The sequence below is a fragment of the Cloacibacillus sp. An23 genome, from assembly GCF_002159945.1.
Classification (GTDB): domain Bacteria; phylum Synergistota; class Synergistia; order Synergistales; family Synergistaceae; genus Caccocola.
Genome location: NZ_NFJQ01000004.1, coordinates 251,197 through 266,622, shown reverse-complemented (window position 1 = coordinate 266,622; position 15,426 = coordinate 251,197). Strand labels below are relative to the sequence as shown.

13 protein-coding genes are annotated in these 15,426 nt (G+C 59.2%); 8 read left to right on the top strand and 5 right to left on the bottom strand.

Annotated features, from left to right (window positions below; all coding sequences use genetic code 11):
* The 5 genes from B5F39_RS05665 to B5F39_RS05645 all read right to left on the bottom strand — a co-directional run.
* Positions 1-355: FAD-dependent oxidoreductase (locus tag B5F39_RS05665; RefSeq protein ID WP_143330664.1), on the bottom strand; the 355-nt coding region annotated here is incomplete at its 3' end.
* Positions 356-373: 18 nt separating this feature from the next.
* Positions 374-691 carry a (2Fe-2S)-binding protein gene (locus B5F39_RS05660; RefSeq protein WP_087364829.1) on the bottom strand — a complete coding sequence of 106 codons (318 nt, stop codon included), beginning with the start codon at positions 689-691 and terminating at the stop codon, positions 374-376.
* 266 nt (positions 692-957) lie between these two features.
* Positions 958-1,656 (bottom strand): transcriptional regulator, encoded by a 699-nt coding sequence (locus B5F39_RS05655; RefSeq protein WP_087364827.1) that lies wholly within the window; start codon positions 1,654-1,656, stop codon positions 958-960.
* Positions 1,657-1,828: 172 nt separating this feature from the next.
* Positions 1,829-3,016, bottom strand: coding sequence for a PLP-dependent aminotransferase family protein (locus tag B5F39_RS05650; protein ID WP_087364825.1), 1,188 nt, complete (start codon positions 3,014-3,016; stop codon positions 1,829-1,831).
* An 82-nt stretch (positions 3,017-3,098) separates the two neighbouring features.
* Complete coding sequence (locus tag B5F39_RS05645) at positions 3,099-4,238, bottom strand: aminotransferase class I/II-fold pyridoxal phosphate-dependent enzyme (RefSeq protein ID WP_087364823.1); 1,140 nt, start codon at positions 4,236-4,238, stop codon at positions 3,099-3,101.
* Between the two features lie 371 nt (positions 4,239-4,609).
* Here B5F39_RS05645 and B5F39_RS05640 point away from each other — a divergent pair, with 371 nt between their 5' ends.
* The 8 genes from B5F39_RS05640 to B5F39_RS05605 all read left to right on the top strand — a co-directional run bounded on the left by B5F39_RS05640 (position 4,610) and on the right by B5F39_RS05605 (position 15,421).
* The gene (locus B5F39_RS05640; protein WP_239391127.1) at positions 4,610-5,302 is read left to right on the top strand and encodes a GntR family transcriptional regulator; all 693 of its coding nucleotides are present in this window, start codon (positions 4,610-4,612) and stop codon (positions 5,300-5,302) included.
* Positions 5,295-6,197 (top strand): glycyl-radical enzyme activating protein, encoded by a 903-nt coding sequence (locus tag B5F39_RS05635; protein WP_087364819.1) that lies wholly within the window; start codon positions 5,295-5,297, stop codon positions 6,195-6,197. Before B5F39_RS05640 ends, B5F39_RS05635 begins: the two co-directional genes overlap by 8 nt.
* Positions 6,198-6,267: 70 nt before the next feature.
* Entirely contained in the window at positions 6,268-8,700 is a 2,433-nt protein-coding gene (gene hypD, locus B5F39_RS05630; protein ID WP_239391125.1) for a trans-4-hydroxy-L-proline dehydratase, read from the top strand.
* Between the two features lie 133 nt (positions 8,701-8,833).
* Entirely contained in the window at positions 8,834-9,358 is a 525-nt protein-coding gene (locus B5F39_RS05625) for a GNAT family N-acetyltransferase (RefSeq protein WP_087364818.1), read from the top strand.
* A gap of 203 nt (positions 9,359-9,561) precedes the next feature.
* Entirely contained in the window at positions 9,562-11,430 is a 1,869-nt protein-coding gene (locus tag B5F39_RS05620) for a TerB N-terminal domain-containing protein (protein ID WP_158095949.1), read from the top strand.
* Positions 11,414-12,745 (top strand): ATP-binding protein, encoded by a 1,332-nt coding sequence (locus tag B5F39_RS05615; protein ID WP_087364815.1) that lies wholly within the window; start codon positions 11,414-11,416, stop codon positions 12,743-12,745. The genes B5F39_RS05620 and B5F39_RS05615 overlap by 17 nt, the downstream gene beginning before the upstream one ends.
* Entirely contained in the window at positions 12,742-14,982 is a 2,241-nt protein-coding gene (locus tag B5F39_RS05610) for a DEAD/DEAH box helicase (protein ID WP_087364813.1), read from the top strand. Before B5F39_RS05615 ends, B5F39_RS05610 begins: the two co-directional genes overlap by 4 nt.
* A gap of 19 nt (positions 14,983-15,001) precedes the next feature.
* Positions 15,002-15,421, top strand: coding sequence for a helix-turn-helix domain-containing protein (locus B5F39_RS05605; RefSeq protein WP_087364811.1), 420 nt, complete (start codon positions 15,002-15,004; stop codon positions 15,419-15,421).
* Positions 15,422-15,426 lie beyond the last annotated feature (5 nt).

Here is a 15,426-nt window from a genome sequence, read left to right as displayed (position 1 = left end):
TTACGGCTTTTTTGGCTTTTACCCTGTAGTAGTCTTCTTCGCCTTCCATTACGGTGTAGACTCCGTCTTCTGGGTAGTAGCCCGTTACTGTGGAGTTGCATTTTATGGTCACTTTGTCCCCGAGGGCGGCTATCTCGTCCAGGAGTATGCCGGCTATTTTGAAGCCTCTGGTTCCCGCGTATTCGTCGCGCGAGCCGAAGAATTTGTGGGTCTGTTTGACGAGCTGTCCTCCCGGGTGGAGGTCGCTTTCTATTACCGTGACTTTGGCTCCCGCCCCCGCGGCTTCGGCTGCGGCGCAGAGTCCCGCGGCTCCTCCGCCTACGACGAGGAGGTCGGTCTCATATACTTTCTTCATAATCTCTTCCCTCCCGTCCTAAAGTTCAAGAGGCACGCGGCCCTTGTCCGTCTGCGTCTCGACTTTCATCCCCTCCGCGAGAGGCGTGACGCAGGTGCGGACGTTGGGTACGCCGTCGACCACCATGAAGCACGAGCTGCATTTGCCTATGGCGCAGAAAAATCCCCTGGTCCTCTTCATTTCGGGCGTAACGCGGTAGACCTGCACGCCGTTGGCGTGGAGCGCCATCGCTATCGGTTCACCTTCGAACCCCGTGAGCTCTTTCCCGTCGAAGGTGAACTTCACCTCGCGTCCGTGGCTGTACTCCAGTATCGGATGGTTCTTGATCAACTCCATTACATCTGCTCCCTCCCTGCTGGTGTGCGCCGCTGCGCGGCGCTCGCATTGAATTGTCCATAAAGCATAAAAATCGTAGGTGAGCGCGATACATCAAAAAAATGATTTATATATCAATATTTTGTTATCGACATAGAATATTTTGAGATATTTATAAAATTTTGTCAAGCGTTCAAGTAAATTTTATAGAAAAGAATAGATTCACAAACTTTGAGACATGGCGCCGCTTTGACGCGGCTGTGGTTTTTTGTAAGGCGAAACGGAGATCAGCCCTTCTTTTGTATCTCTCTTATGTAGGAATATATTGTAAATTTGGTGTTACCCATTTCAGCGGCCAGCCTGTCCACTGAGCCCTTGAGCAGGAAGAAGCCCTTGTCGTTGAGTTCGCGTATGACCTCTTTTTTCTCGGGCTTCGTGAGATATTTGAAGGGCTTGCCGATGCGGCGCTTCGCCTGCGCGAGCGAGTCTCCGACGACCTCCTCGATGTCCTGCGCGAATGATTCGCGCACAGGCTCGGGGAAGCGCGCGCCGGACTCTTTCTCCGATGCGGCGTCCGCCGCGCCCATCTCGACGCGCAGCAGACCCTCGATAAGCTCCTGCGCAGCGACGGCTTTTTTGAGATCATAGTTGACGCAGAGGAAGCCTATTATTTTGTCGTTCTCGTCGCGTATGAAGATGCAGCTGCATTTGATGAGCTCGCCGCGGTTGTTCTTCGCGAGGTAGTTGAAGACGCCTTCACGGCTCTGATATTCCTCGGACTTGAGCATGAGCAGGCCGAAGTCGGTCATCGGGCCGCCCTCGCTGCGCCCCGTGACGTAGCCGTTCTCACAGAGCACGAGCGAACGCTCGGGGATGGATACGTCGTGAAGGTTCACCTCGTAATCCTTGCCGAGTATGCGCGCAAGCCCGCGCACGACCGGTATCAAAATTTTGAGTTTAGGATTCATCTCTCGGGCGGCGGCCATTTTCTCACCTCTGCTGGGATTATTGTACACGAAATCCGCGCGTCGGACAAAATTTTGACGGCGGCCTATCGCCGCGGAATTTCCGTGCGGCCTCGGGAGGTTTCCGCGCGCGTACGAAAAAGCCCCGCGCTTTGCGCGCGAGGCTTGGCTTTTGCGTGGCTTCGGGAATTTGTTATCTTTCGCGGCTCGGCATAGATTCCTTGATGACTTCGCCGAGGCGCTTGATTCCCTCGCGGATGACTTCGTCGGTCGAGTTCGTGTAGTTGAGGCGGAAGGTGTTGACGTCGCTCTTGCCTACGTAGAACGGATCGCCGGGGACGAAGGCGACCTTCTTTTCCATCGCCTTGTGGAAAAGCTTGAGCGCCGACATGCCTTCGGGCAGAGTGACCCAGATGAACATTCCGCCTTCCGGCTCGGTGTACTTGACTCCGGCGGGGAAGTATTCCTTTATCGCGGCGAGCATCGCGTCGGACTGCTCTTTGTAGAGCGCTACGATCTTGTCTACGTGCTGCTGGTATTCGTTGTGCGCGAGGTAGTCGTAGATCATGTACTGCGAGAAGATGTTCGTGTGCAGGTCGCTCGACTGTTTCGCGGTGATGAGGTGCTGCATGAGCTCGTCGTCCTGCGTGATCATGAAGCCGAGGCGCATGCCTGGCGTGACGGTCTTGGAGAAGGAGCCGTGGATGACGCTGTGCGCGAGCTTGCCGGCGCCGATGTAGGGCAGCTTGTCGCCCTTGAAGCGCAGCTCTCCGTATGGGTCGTCTTCGATGAGCACGGTGTCGTACTTTTCGAAGAGTTCGCGTATCGCCTCGCGGCGCTCCATCGTGTAGGTGAGGCCGGTCGGGTTCTGGAAGTTCGGCACTGTGTAGGCGAACTTGACGCCCCTTTTGAGCGCGGCTTCGAGTTCGTCGAGTTTCAGCCCCTCGTGCTCGAGAGTGACGGGGTAGAAAGTCGGCTCGAACATCATGAAAGCCTGTATTGCGCCGAGGTAGCCGGGCTCTTCGATTATGACGCCGTCGCCCTTGTTGAGCAGTATCTTCGCCATCAGGTCGAGCGCCTGCTGCGAGCCGGTTGTGATGAGTACGTGTTCGGGCTTGAGGTTGAGGCCGAAGTTTCTGTTATATTTGTCGGCGATGTACTGGCGCAGCGGCGCGTAGCCGTTGGTCGTCGAGTACTGGAAGACTTTTCCGTGGAATTCGTCGATTATCCTGCACGCGGACTCCTTGAGGGCCTCCTGCGGGAACGATATGGGGTTCGGCAGTCCGCCGGCGAACGATATGACCGACGGGTCCTCCGTCACTTTGAGTATGTCCCTTATGAAAGAGGACGGGGTTGTCAGAATCCTGTCTGAATAACGCATGATTGAATCACTCCTGTTTTTATTTCCTTTTTATTTTATGTCAGTCTTGAAGAGCCGCGCCGGCGGCGCGGCTTGTTCGCGATTATTTGCCCCTGGCTTCGGCTGCGGCCTTCATATGCTCAACGCAGTCCGCGAATACGGCGAGCGACTCTTTGAAATCGCGCCGTCCGAGGCCGACGCGGAAGTGGTTCGTGTTGAGGCCGAAGGCGCGCTCTCCTATTATAAGGAGCTGCTTTTCCGCCATCGCGCGCTCGCACATCTCTGTCACGTCGAGCGGAGGAAGCAGACGCGGGAAAGCCGTCGCGCCTCCGTTGGGCTGTATCCATTGGAAGAGGTCGCGGTGCTTCTTGAAGAAGGATTCGGCTACGGCGAGGTTCTCGAGCACTATGTCGTGGTTGCGCTTAAGGAGGTCCGGAGCGTTGCGCATCGCTATCGTGGCCAGTATTTCGCCCGGAGCGTTGTTGCAGAGCGTCGTGTAGTCTTTGAAGGCGGCGCAGTCGCTTATGATCTGGCGGTTCTTCGAGGCGAGCCAGCCGATTCGCGTGCCGGGCAGGCCGTATTTGTTGAGGCCGCCGACGACGGTCGCGCGCGGGTATATGTCCGCGAGCGAGGGAAGGGCCGCGCCAGGGTCGTGTTCCATGCCGCGGTACGTCTCTTCGTTGAATATCCACGTGCCGTTGCGGTCTGCCAGGTTCAGTATCCTGTCCAGCTCCGCGCGCACCGGGATGAAGCCGGTCGGGTTGTTCGGCACGTTCATGATGAGCAGCTTCGTTTTCGGCGAGATGTTTTCGGCGAGGAAGTTTATATCCAGCCGCCAGCCCCAGCTTGTGACCTCGAGAGGCCATTTGACGACGGTGCAGCCGAGCGCGCGCGGCAGCTCGTAGAGCGACGGGAGCGTCGGGTGCATGACGATGACCTCGTCGCCCGGCTCGAGCATATTGTTCATGAAAATGAAGATGCCCTCTTCCGGCGCGAGCTCTAGTATGTCGGAGGGGCGTATCGAGGTGTAGCGCGACGATATAGCCTCGCGCAGGGGAAGGAAGCCCTCCGGCTTCGTATAGCCGAGGCTGAGATCGTCCCACAGGCGGCGGCATTCGTCGTCTGCCATGTCGAGGATCTCGCGCATCGTGCAGCCCTCGCATGAGCTTTGGCTCAGCATATATTTCGCCTTGGCCTTGTATAGCGCGAACTGTCTTTCAAGCTTGAAGGTCTGTATCCTCATAAAAATTCCCCTTTCGTAGTTGTCTCGTCGCTTTCCGAAGGAACCAGGATTTCCCCCGATTTGTTAAGTATAACCTTTTTTCGCCGCGCTGTAATCCCTTTATGCGAGATGTTTCCAAGGCCCTTGTATTAGAATTATAATAAGTAAACTGAATTGGCCGCTCTTTACAAAGGGCGATGACAATTTTTTGAAAAATATCACGGCGCGCGTGGCGCATAAGCTTAAAAAGGCTTGATATTACAACGCCTTTGCGCGTTTTGAATTTTTCTGCGGCGCGGATAATCAGGTTCACGTTGGCAAACTGATATATCTGTGCTACAATTAGAATGCGAGAGGGGAAGAATTTTATGACGTGCGAATCCCACTTCACGTTGAAATCGTTGAAGGAGCAGGTATACGACTATCTTCGCGTGCAGATGAACGAGGGCAGGCTTAGGCCTGGGGCCTTTTTGAACCTCAACGACATCAGCCGCGAACTGGGGATGAGCAGGACGCCGCTGCGCGACGCTCTTTTTCAGCTCGAGTCGGAGGGATTTGTGACGATTTTCCCGCGCCGGGGCGTAGTGGTGAATTCTCTGACTCTGGAGAAGATACGCAATATTTACGAGATTCTCGGCGCTCTCGAGTCGGCGGCTCTGCTGCTCGTCGCGGTCAGGTTCCGCGACGCGGACGCCGACGTTATGGAGAAGTACAACCAGCAGATGAGGAAGGCTCTGGACCACAATAATTTCACCGTCTTTTACGAGGCGAATCTGCGGTTCCACAACGTCTACCTCGATATGCTGGACAACGCGGAGATGTACCACGCGGTGAAGATACGCAAGGAGCGTCTTTACGATTTTCCGAGAAACAAGACCTTCGTGAAGGAGTGGGAGGTTCATTCGCTCGACGAGCACGCGGCGATGATAAAGCTTCTGAGGGAGCACGACTTCAACGGGGCGGCGGACTATATCCGCGACGTGCATTGGTCTTTCTCGGTGCAGGAGCGCTTCATACGCAGATATTATTTTGCGAACCATGTGGAGCTTGACGTGTCAGAGGAGGGGAATCTTACCGTTGAGTAAGAGCGGGATAATATTCGACATCAAGAAATATTCCATACACGACGGGCCCGGGACGCGCACTACGGTGCATCTCAAAGGCTGTCCGCTGGCCTGCTGGTGGTGTCACAATCCGGAGAGCCAGTCCGTGGCGCCGACGGTGCTCTTCCGTTCGGAGAAGTGCATCGGCTGCGGAACGTGCATAAAAGTCTGCCCGAACGGCGCCGTCTCCGTCGTGAACGGCTCTCTCGTGACGGACGAAGGGCTCTGCAACGGCTGCGGCAAATGCTGCGACGCATGCCCGCCAGAGGCGCGCGAACTCTGCGGAAGGCCGTACACCGTCGAGGCTCTCATGGAAGAGCTTCACAAGGACGAGATTTTCTTCCGCACCGGCGGAGTCACCTTCTCGGGAGGCGAGCCTTTCATGCAGCCCGAGTTTCTTATCGAGGCGCTCGACGCCTGCGGCGCGCAGGGCTACCACCGCTGCGTGGATACCTGCGGCTTCACGCAGAAGCGCGTGATAGTAGATTCTGTCAAGCGCACCGACCTTTATCTTTACGACATCAAGCACATGGACCCGGAGGAGCATAAAAAATACACCGGCGTCGACAACGTCGTTATACTCGAGAACCTAGCCGCGATATGCGAGGCGGGGGCGAACGTCAACGTCCGCATCCCGTTCATGCCGGGGCTCAACAGCGGCGACGACAACATGCGCGCCATAGGAAAATTCGTAGCTCCGCTGCGCGGAATAGTTGGCGTCAACATACTGCCGTACCACACGGTGGCGAAGGGCAAGCATGAGCGCTGGCACATGGACTACAAACTGCCCGACCTTATGCCGCCGACGGAGAACCAGACGCGGCACGCCGCGGCGATACTCGAGAGCTACGGGCTGAAAGTACACATCGGCGGATAGCCCCCTGGGAAACGCCGTAAAAGTTTAGAAACAGACATCATAACGAAATACCGCAAGGAGGTAAACAACAATGGCTGAAAACATCAAAACACCGTGCTGCTGCGGACAGATGAGCGAAGAAGTCCAGAAGGCCGCCGCTCCTTCGAGCGAGCGCGTCAAGAGGCTCCGCGACGCGAGCTTCGACCAGCACCCGAGCATTTCCATCGAAAGAGCGCTGCTCGAGACCGAGTTCTACAAGGAGTACGAAGGCAAGCTTCCTATGCCTGTGCTTCGCGGCGCGAACTTCAAGCATATCTGCGAAAACAAGACCATCTACATAGGCAAGGACGAGCTCATCGTCGGCGAGCGCGGCCCGTTCCCGAAGGCCGTCTCGACCTTCCCTGAGCTGACCTGCCACTCGCGCCACGACTTTGAAGTCCTCACTACGCGCGCGCAGCAGAACTACACCGTGTCGCCGGCCGACATGGACATTTACGAAAAGGAAGTCGAGCCCTACTGGCGCGGCCGCTGCATGAGAGACCGCCTCTTCGAGCGTATGCCCGAGGCGTGGAACCTCCTCTACGAGGCCGGCACCTTCACCGAGTTCGGCGAGCAGCGCGCGCTGGGGCACACGTCGCTCGACAACCTCATCTACCAGAAGGGCGCCCTCGACATGAAGAAGGACATCGCCGAAGCACGCGCGAAGCTCGACTTCATCAACGACCCCGAAGCTACCGCTAAGGACGAGCAGCTCCAGGGTATGGACATCTCCTGCGACGCGGTCATCATCTTCGCCGAGCGTCACGCCGACCTCGCCGAAAAGATGGCCGCCGAAGAGAAGGACGAGACCCGCAAAGCCGAGCTACTCAAGATAGCCGACGTATGCCGTTGGGTCCCCGCCCACGCGCCGCGCGACTTCTGGGAGGCCGTGCAGATGTACTGGTTCGTACACCTCGCGACCATCACCGAGCTCAACGGCTGGGACGCCATGAGCCCCGGACACCTCGACCAGCACCTCGGGCCGTTCTATGAGAAGGGCCTCGCCGACGGCACGCTCACGCGCGACCAGGCGAAAGAGCTTCTCGCCTGCCTCTTCATCAAGGTCAACAACACGCCGGCCCCGCCGAAAGTCGGCGTCACAGCGAAGGAAAGCGGCACCTACAACGACTTCACCAACATCAACCTCGCGGGACTCAAGCGCGACGGCACCGACGGCTCCAACGAAGTCACCTACATCTGCCTCGAGCTCTTCAACGAGCTGCGCCTGCTCCAGCCGCAGGGCAACATCCAGGTCAGCGAGCGCACGCCAGACAACGTCATCCGCGCGGCGGCGAGAGTCTTCCGCAACGGCATGGGCTACCCGTCGGTCTTCAACGCCGACATGGTCATCCAGGAGCAGATGCGCGTAGGCAAAACGCTCGAAGACGCGCGCGAAGGCGGCACCAGCGGCTGCATCGAGACCGGCTGCTCCGGCAAGGAAGCCTACCTGCTCCACGGCTACCTCAACACGCCGAAGCTCCTCGAGTACGCGCTCACCAACGGCGTAGACATGCTCACCGGAAAACAGGTCAGCATCAAGACCGGCGAACTCTCCGACTTCAAGACCTTCGACGACCTCTACACGGCCTTCGAGAAGCAGATGGAATACGTCGTCGATACGAAGATAGGCGTGGACAACTACCTGCGCCACCAGTACGCCACCAATATGGCGGCGACCTACCTCTCCTGCGTCATCCGCGACTGCATCGAGAAGGGTAAGGACTACTACAACGGCGGCCCGCGCTATAACAGCGACTACATCCAGTGCTGCGGCATAGGCACCATCACCGACAGCCTCTCCGCGATAAAGAAGCACGTCTACGACGAAGGCACCTACACGCTCGAGGAACTCGTCGCGGCGATGAAGGACAACTGGGAGGGCCACGAAGCAATGCGCCTCACCCTCTGGAACAAGACGCCGTTCTTCGGCAACGACGACGACTACGCCGACGACATAATGAGAAGGGTATACGACAGCCTCTTCCGCACAATCGACGGAAAGCACAGCATCCTCGGCCCGACCTACCACCTCAACATGCTCTCGACGACCTGCCACAACTACTTCGGGCAGAAACTCGCCGCGACGCCGAACGGACGCTTCAGCGGAATGCCCGAGTCCGACGGCACCAGCCCGAGCCACGGCGCAGACCGCCACGGCCCGACCGCGGTCGTCAAGTCGCTCGGCAAGATGGACCAGGTCAAGTCCGGCGGAACGCTGCTCAACCAGCGCTTCCTGCCCTCCGTCCTCGCCGGCGAAGAGGGGATCGAAGGCGTCAAGAACCTCATCCGCGCCTACTTCAAGCTCGGCGGGCACCACATCCAGTTCAACGTCGTCGACGAAGCGACGCTGCGCGACGCCCAGGCCCACCCGGACAACTACCGCGGCCTCCTCGTCCGCGTCGCGGGCTACAGCGACTACTTCGTAGACCTCGACAACTACCAGCAGGAAGAGATCATCGCTAGAAACGCACAGGAAAGCTTCTAAGCCACGCGCGATTCACGCAAAAGCAAACGACGCTGCCCCGGAGCGAAAGCCCCGGGGCTTTTTCTATGTTTTACGCGCGCGCCGTATCTGGTATCATAACGCGAAGAGACGGAGAGAACGGAGGCGCGGGCGGATGGTGATACGCGAGGCGAAAATTGACGAGCTTGATGAAATAATGGAATTTTACGACGCGATGTGCCGCGAGCTCGGCGGCGCGAAATTCCTGCGCGGAGAATACAAGGGGGGATTCCCGCCGCGCGCGATGGCGGAAGCGGCGGCCCGCGAAGGCGGCCTTTTCGTCGGCGAAGAAGACGGGGAAATAATAGCCGCGTACATAATGAACAACGAATGCGACGAAGCGTACGACGCGGCGCCGTGGCAGATAGATGCGGATAAGAAATCCGTCTCGGTGCTGCACGCGCTGCGCGTCTCGCCGCGGTACGGCGGCAGGGGATACGCGGGCCGCCTCGTGGAACACGCGGCGGAAACGGCGCGCGCACGCGGACAGAAAGCACTCCGCCTCGACTGCATAGAGGGCAACGTAATCCCGCAGAAAATGTACCTTTCCCACGGCTTCAAAAACGCCGGGACCGTTGAAATATTCTACGAAGACATAGGCGAACCGAGAAACTTCCTGCTCTTCGAGCGCGTGCTGTAACGACACGAGCTTCGGGACAAAATACCTACCAGGTACGCCTTACGATACCAAGTGCGGATTTTCTGCGTACTTGATTTTCTAGTTGGATATAGTACAATTTTTATACTATACCTTGAGGAAGGCGCGGCGTCGGATTTTATCCCGCGACGGTTCCAGACGGTTTTTCAGAACCTGCGTCCGTGCCGTGTGGTGACTTGATGGATTTGTCGGAGTTGACGGCCTACGCCGAAGAAAAGTTCCATATCCGCGAGCAGCGCAAATGGGTGGGATTTCACGGCTTTTCCGTCATGGCCCATCCGGCCACTGGAAGGTGGATCGCGCTCCTTATACGCCGGCGTGACCCAGTTTCAAGGGCTGAGGTTCAGTTATGCGATATCAAGTGCGGGCGGCTCGAGCCCGCCGAAAAGGCCGAGCCGTTTCTTTCGCGGCCTTTCCGAATGGAGGGTGACCGCTGGGTAGGAGTCAGCTTCGGCGAAAATACCAAGCCGGAGGTAGTCTTCCGCCTCTTCGACCGCGCCGTCTATTCCGGTGAGAAACGCGGTTATACTATCGTGCTTGACGCCACGCCCGCCGTTCAAGCGGCGGAGCTCGGGGCTGTGGCGCTGCCGGCCGCAGGCGAGCGCGGGGCCGGAGAAATTCCCGACGTCCCGCAAAAAATCCGAGAAATGCTGAGGCTATACGAATATACGGACGGCTCGTTCGCACAGAAATGCCGTAACTTTTACCGGCAGGGCAAATTTATGGAGGACTACGAGGACGACGCGCCGTGGAGCGGAGTGTTCCGCCGCTACTTCACCACTTACCACGATCTGAATATAGGGCAGCTCCGCGGATATTTCACGTGGCGCGCCCGCGTCAGGAAGGGAGTCTTCTCTCCGATACCCGCTTCGCTCGCATATCTGTATGTGTACGAGCTGATCAACGGCATCGGGACGGACTCTCCCGAGGACGCGCTGAAGAAGATGCGCGATTTTGAGACGGGATTTATAGATTCCGGCATAGGAGACCCAGGAATGCGCGGCAACCTGCGTCGATGGGAATTCGAGTACGCCGTGACGCGCGGCCTGCCGCCGGAGCTGGCGCGGCAGTACGCGGATCCCGCCGTGATAAAGCGGGACGAGGCGCTCGCCGTCCTAAAGAACTCTAAGGATGCGTCGGACGAGGATATTTTCTCAGCTCTCTGCGCTCTGGACGGAAAGCGGCTGGCCCATTCGCCCGCCGCCTCACTGCGCGGCGGGCGGGGAAAGCGCATTTTCGCCGCGGTATGGCGAGCCGTCGCGGAGGAGCATCGCGTCAGCGGGAACAAATTTTTCACGGCGTGTTTCGGAAGGCGGAGGCTTTGCCGGTGGTATCCTTTCGCCAACGCCGTCTATTGGCAGGAGAAGCCGCACCCTGACGCGGACTACGAGCTGGACGCGGGCAGGAGCTACCGCTGCCGGGGCGGCGAGTGGCGCGAATCGCGCTACGACGATCTGTTTTTTGACAGGAAGCTCTTCCGCAGCCTTCTGCACGAGACTGACCGCCTGCTTAGAAAATATTTCAAGACTGGCGCCGCGCTCCGCGAGGACCCAGACGAGGCGTGGGCGTCGCCTTTCGTGGAGCGCGTGCTGGCGGAGGAGCGCAGGAGGGAAAGCGAGGCCGCGAGGCCGAAGGTGACGATAGATTTCTCCGGGCTCGACCGGATACGGCGCGACGCGCTCGTCACGATGGACAGCCTGCTGACGGAGGAAGATACCGACGGCCCCGCCGCGCCGGAGACGCCGGCGCGCGCGGAAGAGACGCGGCAGGCGGCTACGGCTGATGAAGAAGCCGGCGGGCCGCCCGCGCTCGACGAAACGCTGCGGCGGATACTTCTCGACCTTATCAACGGAGGGCCCAAGGCGGCCGGAGCCGCCATAAAGGCATCGCACATGATGCCCTCGGTCGCGGCGGACGCCGTAAACGAGGCCCTGTTCGACGCGATAGGCGACAACGCCGTCGAATGCGACGGAGAAACCCTTTCGTTTGTCGAGGACTATCGCGAAGATATTCTTAAAATGTTTGGAGGCGGTGCCGGTGGACGCGGACAATAAGAAAGTTCCGAGGCGGATCGCGCAGACGATATTGAATTCGCTGAAAGGCGGCGTAGTCCCGAGGGTGGGACTGCCGTATATCACAGTTGGAAGGAAAAACGAAATCGAGGCGCTGCTGCACGACGTGGACATCACGGCGGAGGGCGGCGCGTCCTTCCGTTTCATAGTCGGGCGATACGGCTCCGGCAAAAGCTTCCTGATACAGACCATCCGCAACTACGTGATGGACAGGGGCTTCATCGTGGCTGACGCCGACCTCTCGCCCGAGCGCCGGCTCCAGGGGACGAGGGGGCAGGGGCTCGCCACCTATCGCGAGCTGATAGGCAGCCTCTCGACCAAGACGAAGCCGGAGGGCGGCGCGCTGACGCTCGTGCTCGACCGGTGGATAAGCGGCGTGCGCGCTCAGACGGTGCAGGAGACCGGACTCGAGCCGGGCGACCCAGCGCTGACAAAGGCCGTTGACAGAAAAATCTACGAGGTCACCTCCACGGTCAGCGAGCTTGTGCACGGCTTCGAGTTCGCTCGGCTGTTGTCCGTCTATTACCACGCCTACGTCGAAGACGACGACGTGATGAAGGCGAAGGTGACGCGCTGGTTCCGCGGCGAATATACGCTGAAGCGCGAGGCGAAGGATGAGCTCGGCGTCAGCATCATCATCACCGACGACGACTGGTACGAATATCTGAAAATCTTCGCCGTATTCTTCCGCATGGCGGGGTACGCCGGCATGATGATAATGATCGACGAGCTGGTCAATCTCTACAAGATTCCGAACTCAGTGACGCGGCAGTACAATTACGAGAAGCTGCTGACCATGTACAACGACGTCCTTCAGGGCAGAGCGAGGTACCTCGGCGTCATCATGGGCGCGACGCCGCAGGCCGTCGAAGACAGGCGGCGCGGTCTCTACAGCTACGAGGCGCTGCGCTCGCGTCTTGCCGAGGGCAAATTTTCGAGGCCAGGGGCGAGGGACCTTCTCGCGCCGGTGATACGTCTTGAGCCGCTGACGCCGGAGGAAATGCTCGTGCTCTGCGAAAAACTCTCGGACATGCACGCCGGGCTCTACGGCTATCGGAAGAAACCCGGCACCGAGGACCTCGCCCGTTTCGTCAGGCTGGAATACGAGCGCGTCGGCGCGGACCAGAACATCACGCCGCGCGAGGTCATCAGGGATTTCATCGAGCTGCTTGATTTGATGTACCAGAATCCTGAGCTTACTATGGACGGCCTGCTGCAGTCGGGCGATTTCAACTACGCGAAGCCGGAGGCCGTCTCCGACAAGACGGACAAGGATTACGCGGAGTTTACTATATGAACGTCTTCGACCGGTACGCTCCCTTCATACAGGACTACATATACCGCTATGGCTGGAAGGCGCTGCGCGGCGTGCAGAACGCCGCTGGCGAGGCCATCTTCGGCACGGAAGACAACGTGCTTCTGACCGCCTCGACGGCTTCCGGCAAGACGGAGGCGGCGTTTTTCCCGATACTGACGCTGCTAGACGAAGACCCTCCGCGCAGCGTCGGCGCGCTTTATATAGCGCCGCTGAAAGCTCTGATCAACGACCAGTTCGGCAGGCTCGGCGAACTCTGCGAAGAGGCCGGCATCCCCGTGACCCGCTGGCACGGCGACGTGCCGCAGTCGCAGAAACGGCGGCTTATGCGCAAGCCGGGCGGCATCCTGCAGATAACGCCGGAATCGCTCGAATCTCTGATGATAAACAAGCACATGGAGATTCCGTCGCTCTTCGGCGACCTGCGCTTTATCGTCATAGATGAAATCCATTCGCTTCTGCGCGGCGACCGCGGCCTGCAGACATTCTGCCTGATAGAGCGCATGTGCCGCCTTGCCGGGTGCAGCCCGCGAAGAGTCGGCCTGTCCGCCACCATCGGCGACCCGGAAGCGGCGGGGCGTTTCCTCGCCGCCGGCAGCGGACGGCGCACCGTAGTGCCGCGCTTCGACGGCGGCAGGGAAGTGTGGCGGCTCTCGATGGAACATTTTTACAACACAGCGCCGCAGGCCGACGAAGACCGCCAGTCGGCGCCGGAGACCATCCGTCCGGAAGCGCCGGCCGACACCGCGCCCAAGGCTGCCGACCCGGGGATAGGCTACATCTTCGAGCACACGCGGGGCAAGAAATGCCTCATCTTCACCAACTCGCGCGAAGAATGCGAAGCCGTCTGCCAGTGCCTTCGGCAGTACTGTGAGGCCAACGGCGAGCCCGACAGATTCCTAATACACCACGGAAACCTCTCGTCGTCGTACCGCGAGAGCGCCGAAGAAGAGATGAAGGACGACGACTCGACGATGTCCGTCTGCGCGACGGCGACGCTCGAGCTCGGAATCGACGTCGGCAGACTCGAGCGCGCGTTCCAGATAGACGCGCCCTTCACAGTCTCCGGCTTTCTCCAGAGGATGGGCAGGACGGGACGGCGCGGCGCTCCGGCCGAAATGTGGTTCGTCATGCGCGAAGACCACGCCGAGCCGCGAGCGCTGATGCCCGAGACGGTCCCGTGGTATCTGATACAGGGGATCGCCATCGTGCAGCTCTACATCGAAGAGCGCTTCGTCGAGCCGCCGCGTACCGGCCGGCTGCCCTACAGCCTGCTCTATCACCAGACAATGAGCACTCTCGCGTCGTGCGGCGAGATGACGCCGGGGGAGCTGGCCTCGCGCGTGCTGACGCTCTCCTGCTTCCGCGGGATTTCGCAGGACGACTACCGCATCCTGCTCCGCCGCCTGCTCGAAACGGACCACATAAGCCGGACTGAAAACGGAGGCCTCATCCTCGGCCTCGCCGGCGAACGCATAGTCAACGACTACAAGTTCTATGCCGTATTCCGCGAAAACATAGAATACTCTGTTCGCTCCGGCCCCGAAGAGCTGGGTACGATAGTAAAGCCGCCGCCCCCAGGCGACAAGATAGCGATAGCCGGCCGCGTCTGGCTCGTCGAAGAGGTGGACCACAAAAAACGCGAAGTCTGGTGTACGCTTGTAAAAGGCAGCATCCCGGCCTACTTCGGCGACGTGGCCGGCGACATCCACACGCGCATACTCGAACGCATGTACGGCGTCCTGAACGAGCGGACGAGCTATCCGTACCTCATGCGCCGCGCGGCGTGCAGGCTTATGGACGCGAGGGAGACATTCGCGAAAGCTGGCGTCGCGGAACGGCCGCTCGTGAACCTCGGCGGAAACATATGGGCGCTGTTCCCGTGGCTCGGAAGCTACGGCTTTCTCGCGCTTGAGCGGTTTCTCAAAATACGCTGCGGCAAACGGCTCGGCCTCCGCGGGCTCGCCCCTTCGCGGCCGTACTACATGCAGTTCACGATGAAGGCCTCGGAAGAAGAATTCTACCGCGTCACGGCCGAAGAGGCCGCCAAAGACTTCGACCCGATGGAGCTGCTCTACCCGAAGGAAGTCCCCGTCTTTGAAAAATACGACGAATACGTGCCCGAAGAGCTGGTCAGAAAAGGCTTCGCGCAGGGCGTGCTCGACGTCGGCGGCATGAAGCGCAGGGTGCTCGGCTGGCCCGCGTGCCTCGGCGCGTGACGGGGAAGGAGTTCCGGCGATGGACCAAACAATGACATACGAAGAATACCTGCGCGACGTTAAAAAAGGCATCGTGACCGACCTCGGCAACTGCCCCGTCACGCCGCTGCTGCGGATGCTCCAGGGCAAATGGAAGACGCAGATTTTATACGAGCTCTGCATCCACGACACGGTGCGATTCAGCACGCTGAAAAAAGAAATACGCGGCATCACCAACACCATGCTGGCCAGCGCGCTGCGCGAGCTCGAAGCCGACGGCTTCGTAAACCGCGTACAATACAACGAAATTCCGCCTCACGTGGAATATTCCTTTACGGAGCGAGGAAGAGACCTCATGCCGATTTTCTATCAAATAATGCTCTGGGGCTTCAAACATGAAAACGACGGTGCAAAAAAAGACGAAGGAAATGAAAATACGCAAGACGCCGCATGCGACTGAGAAAA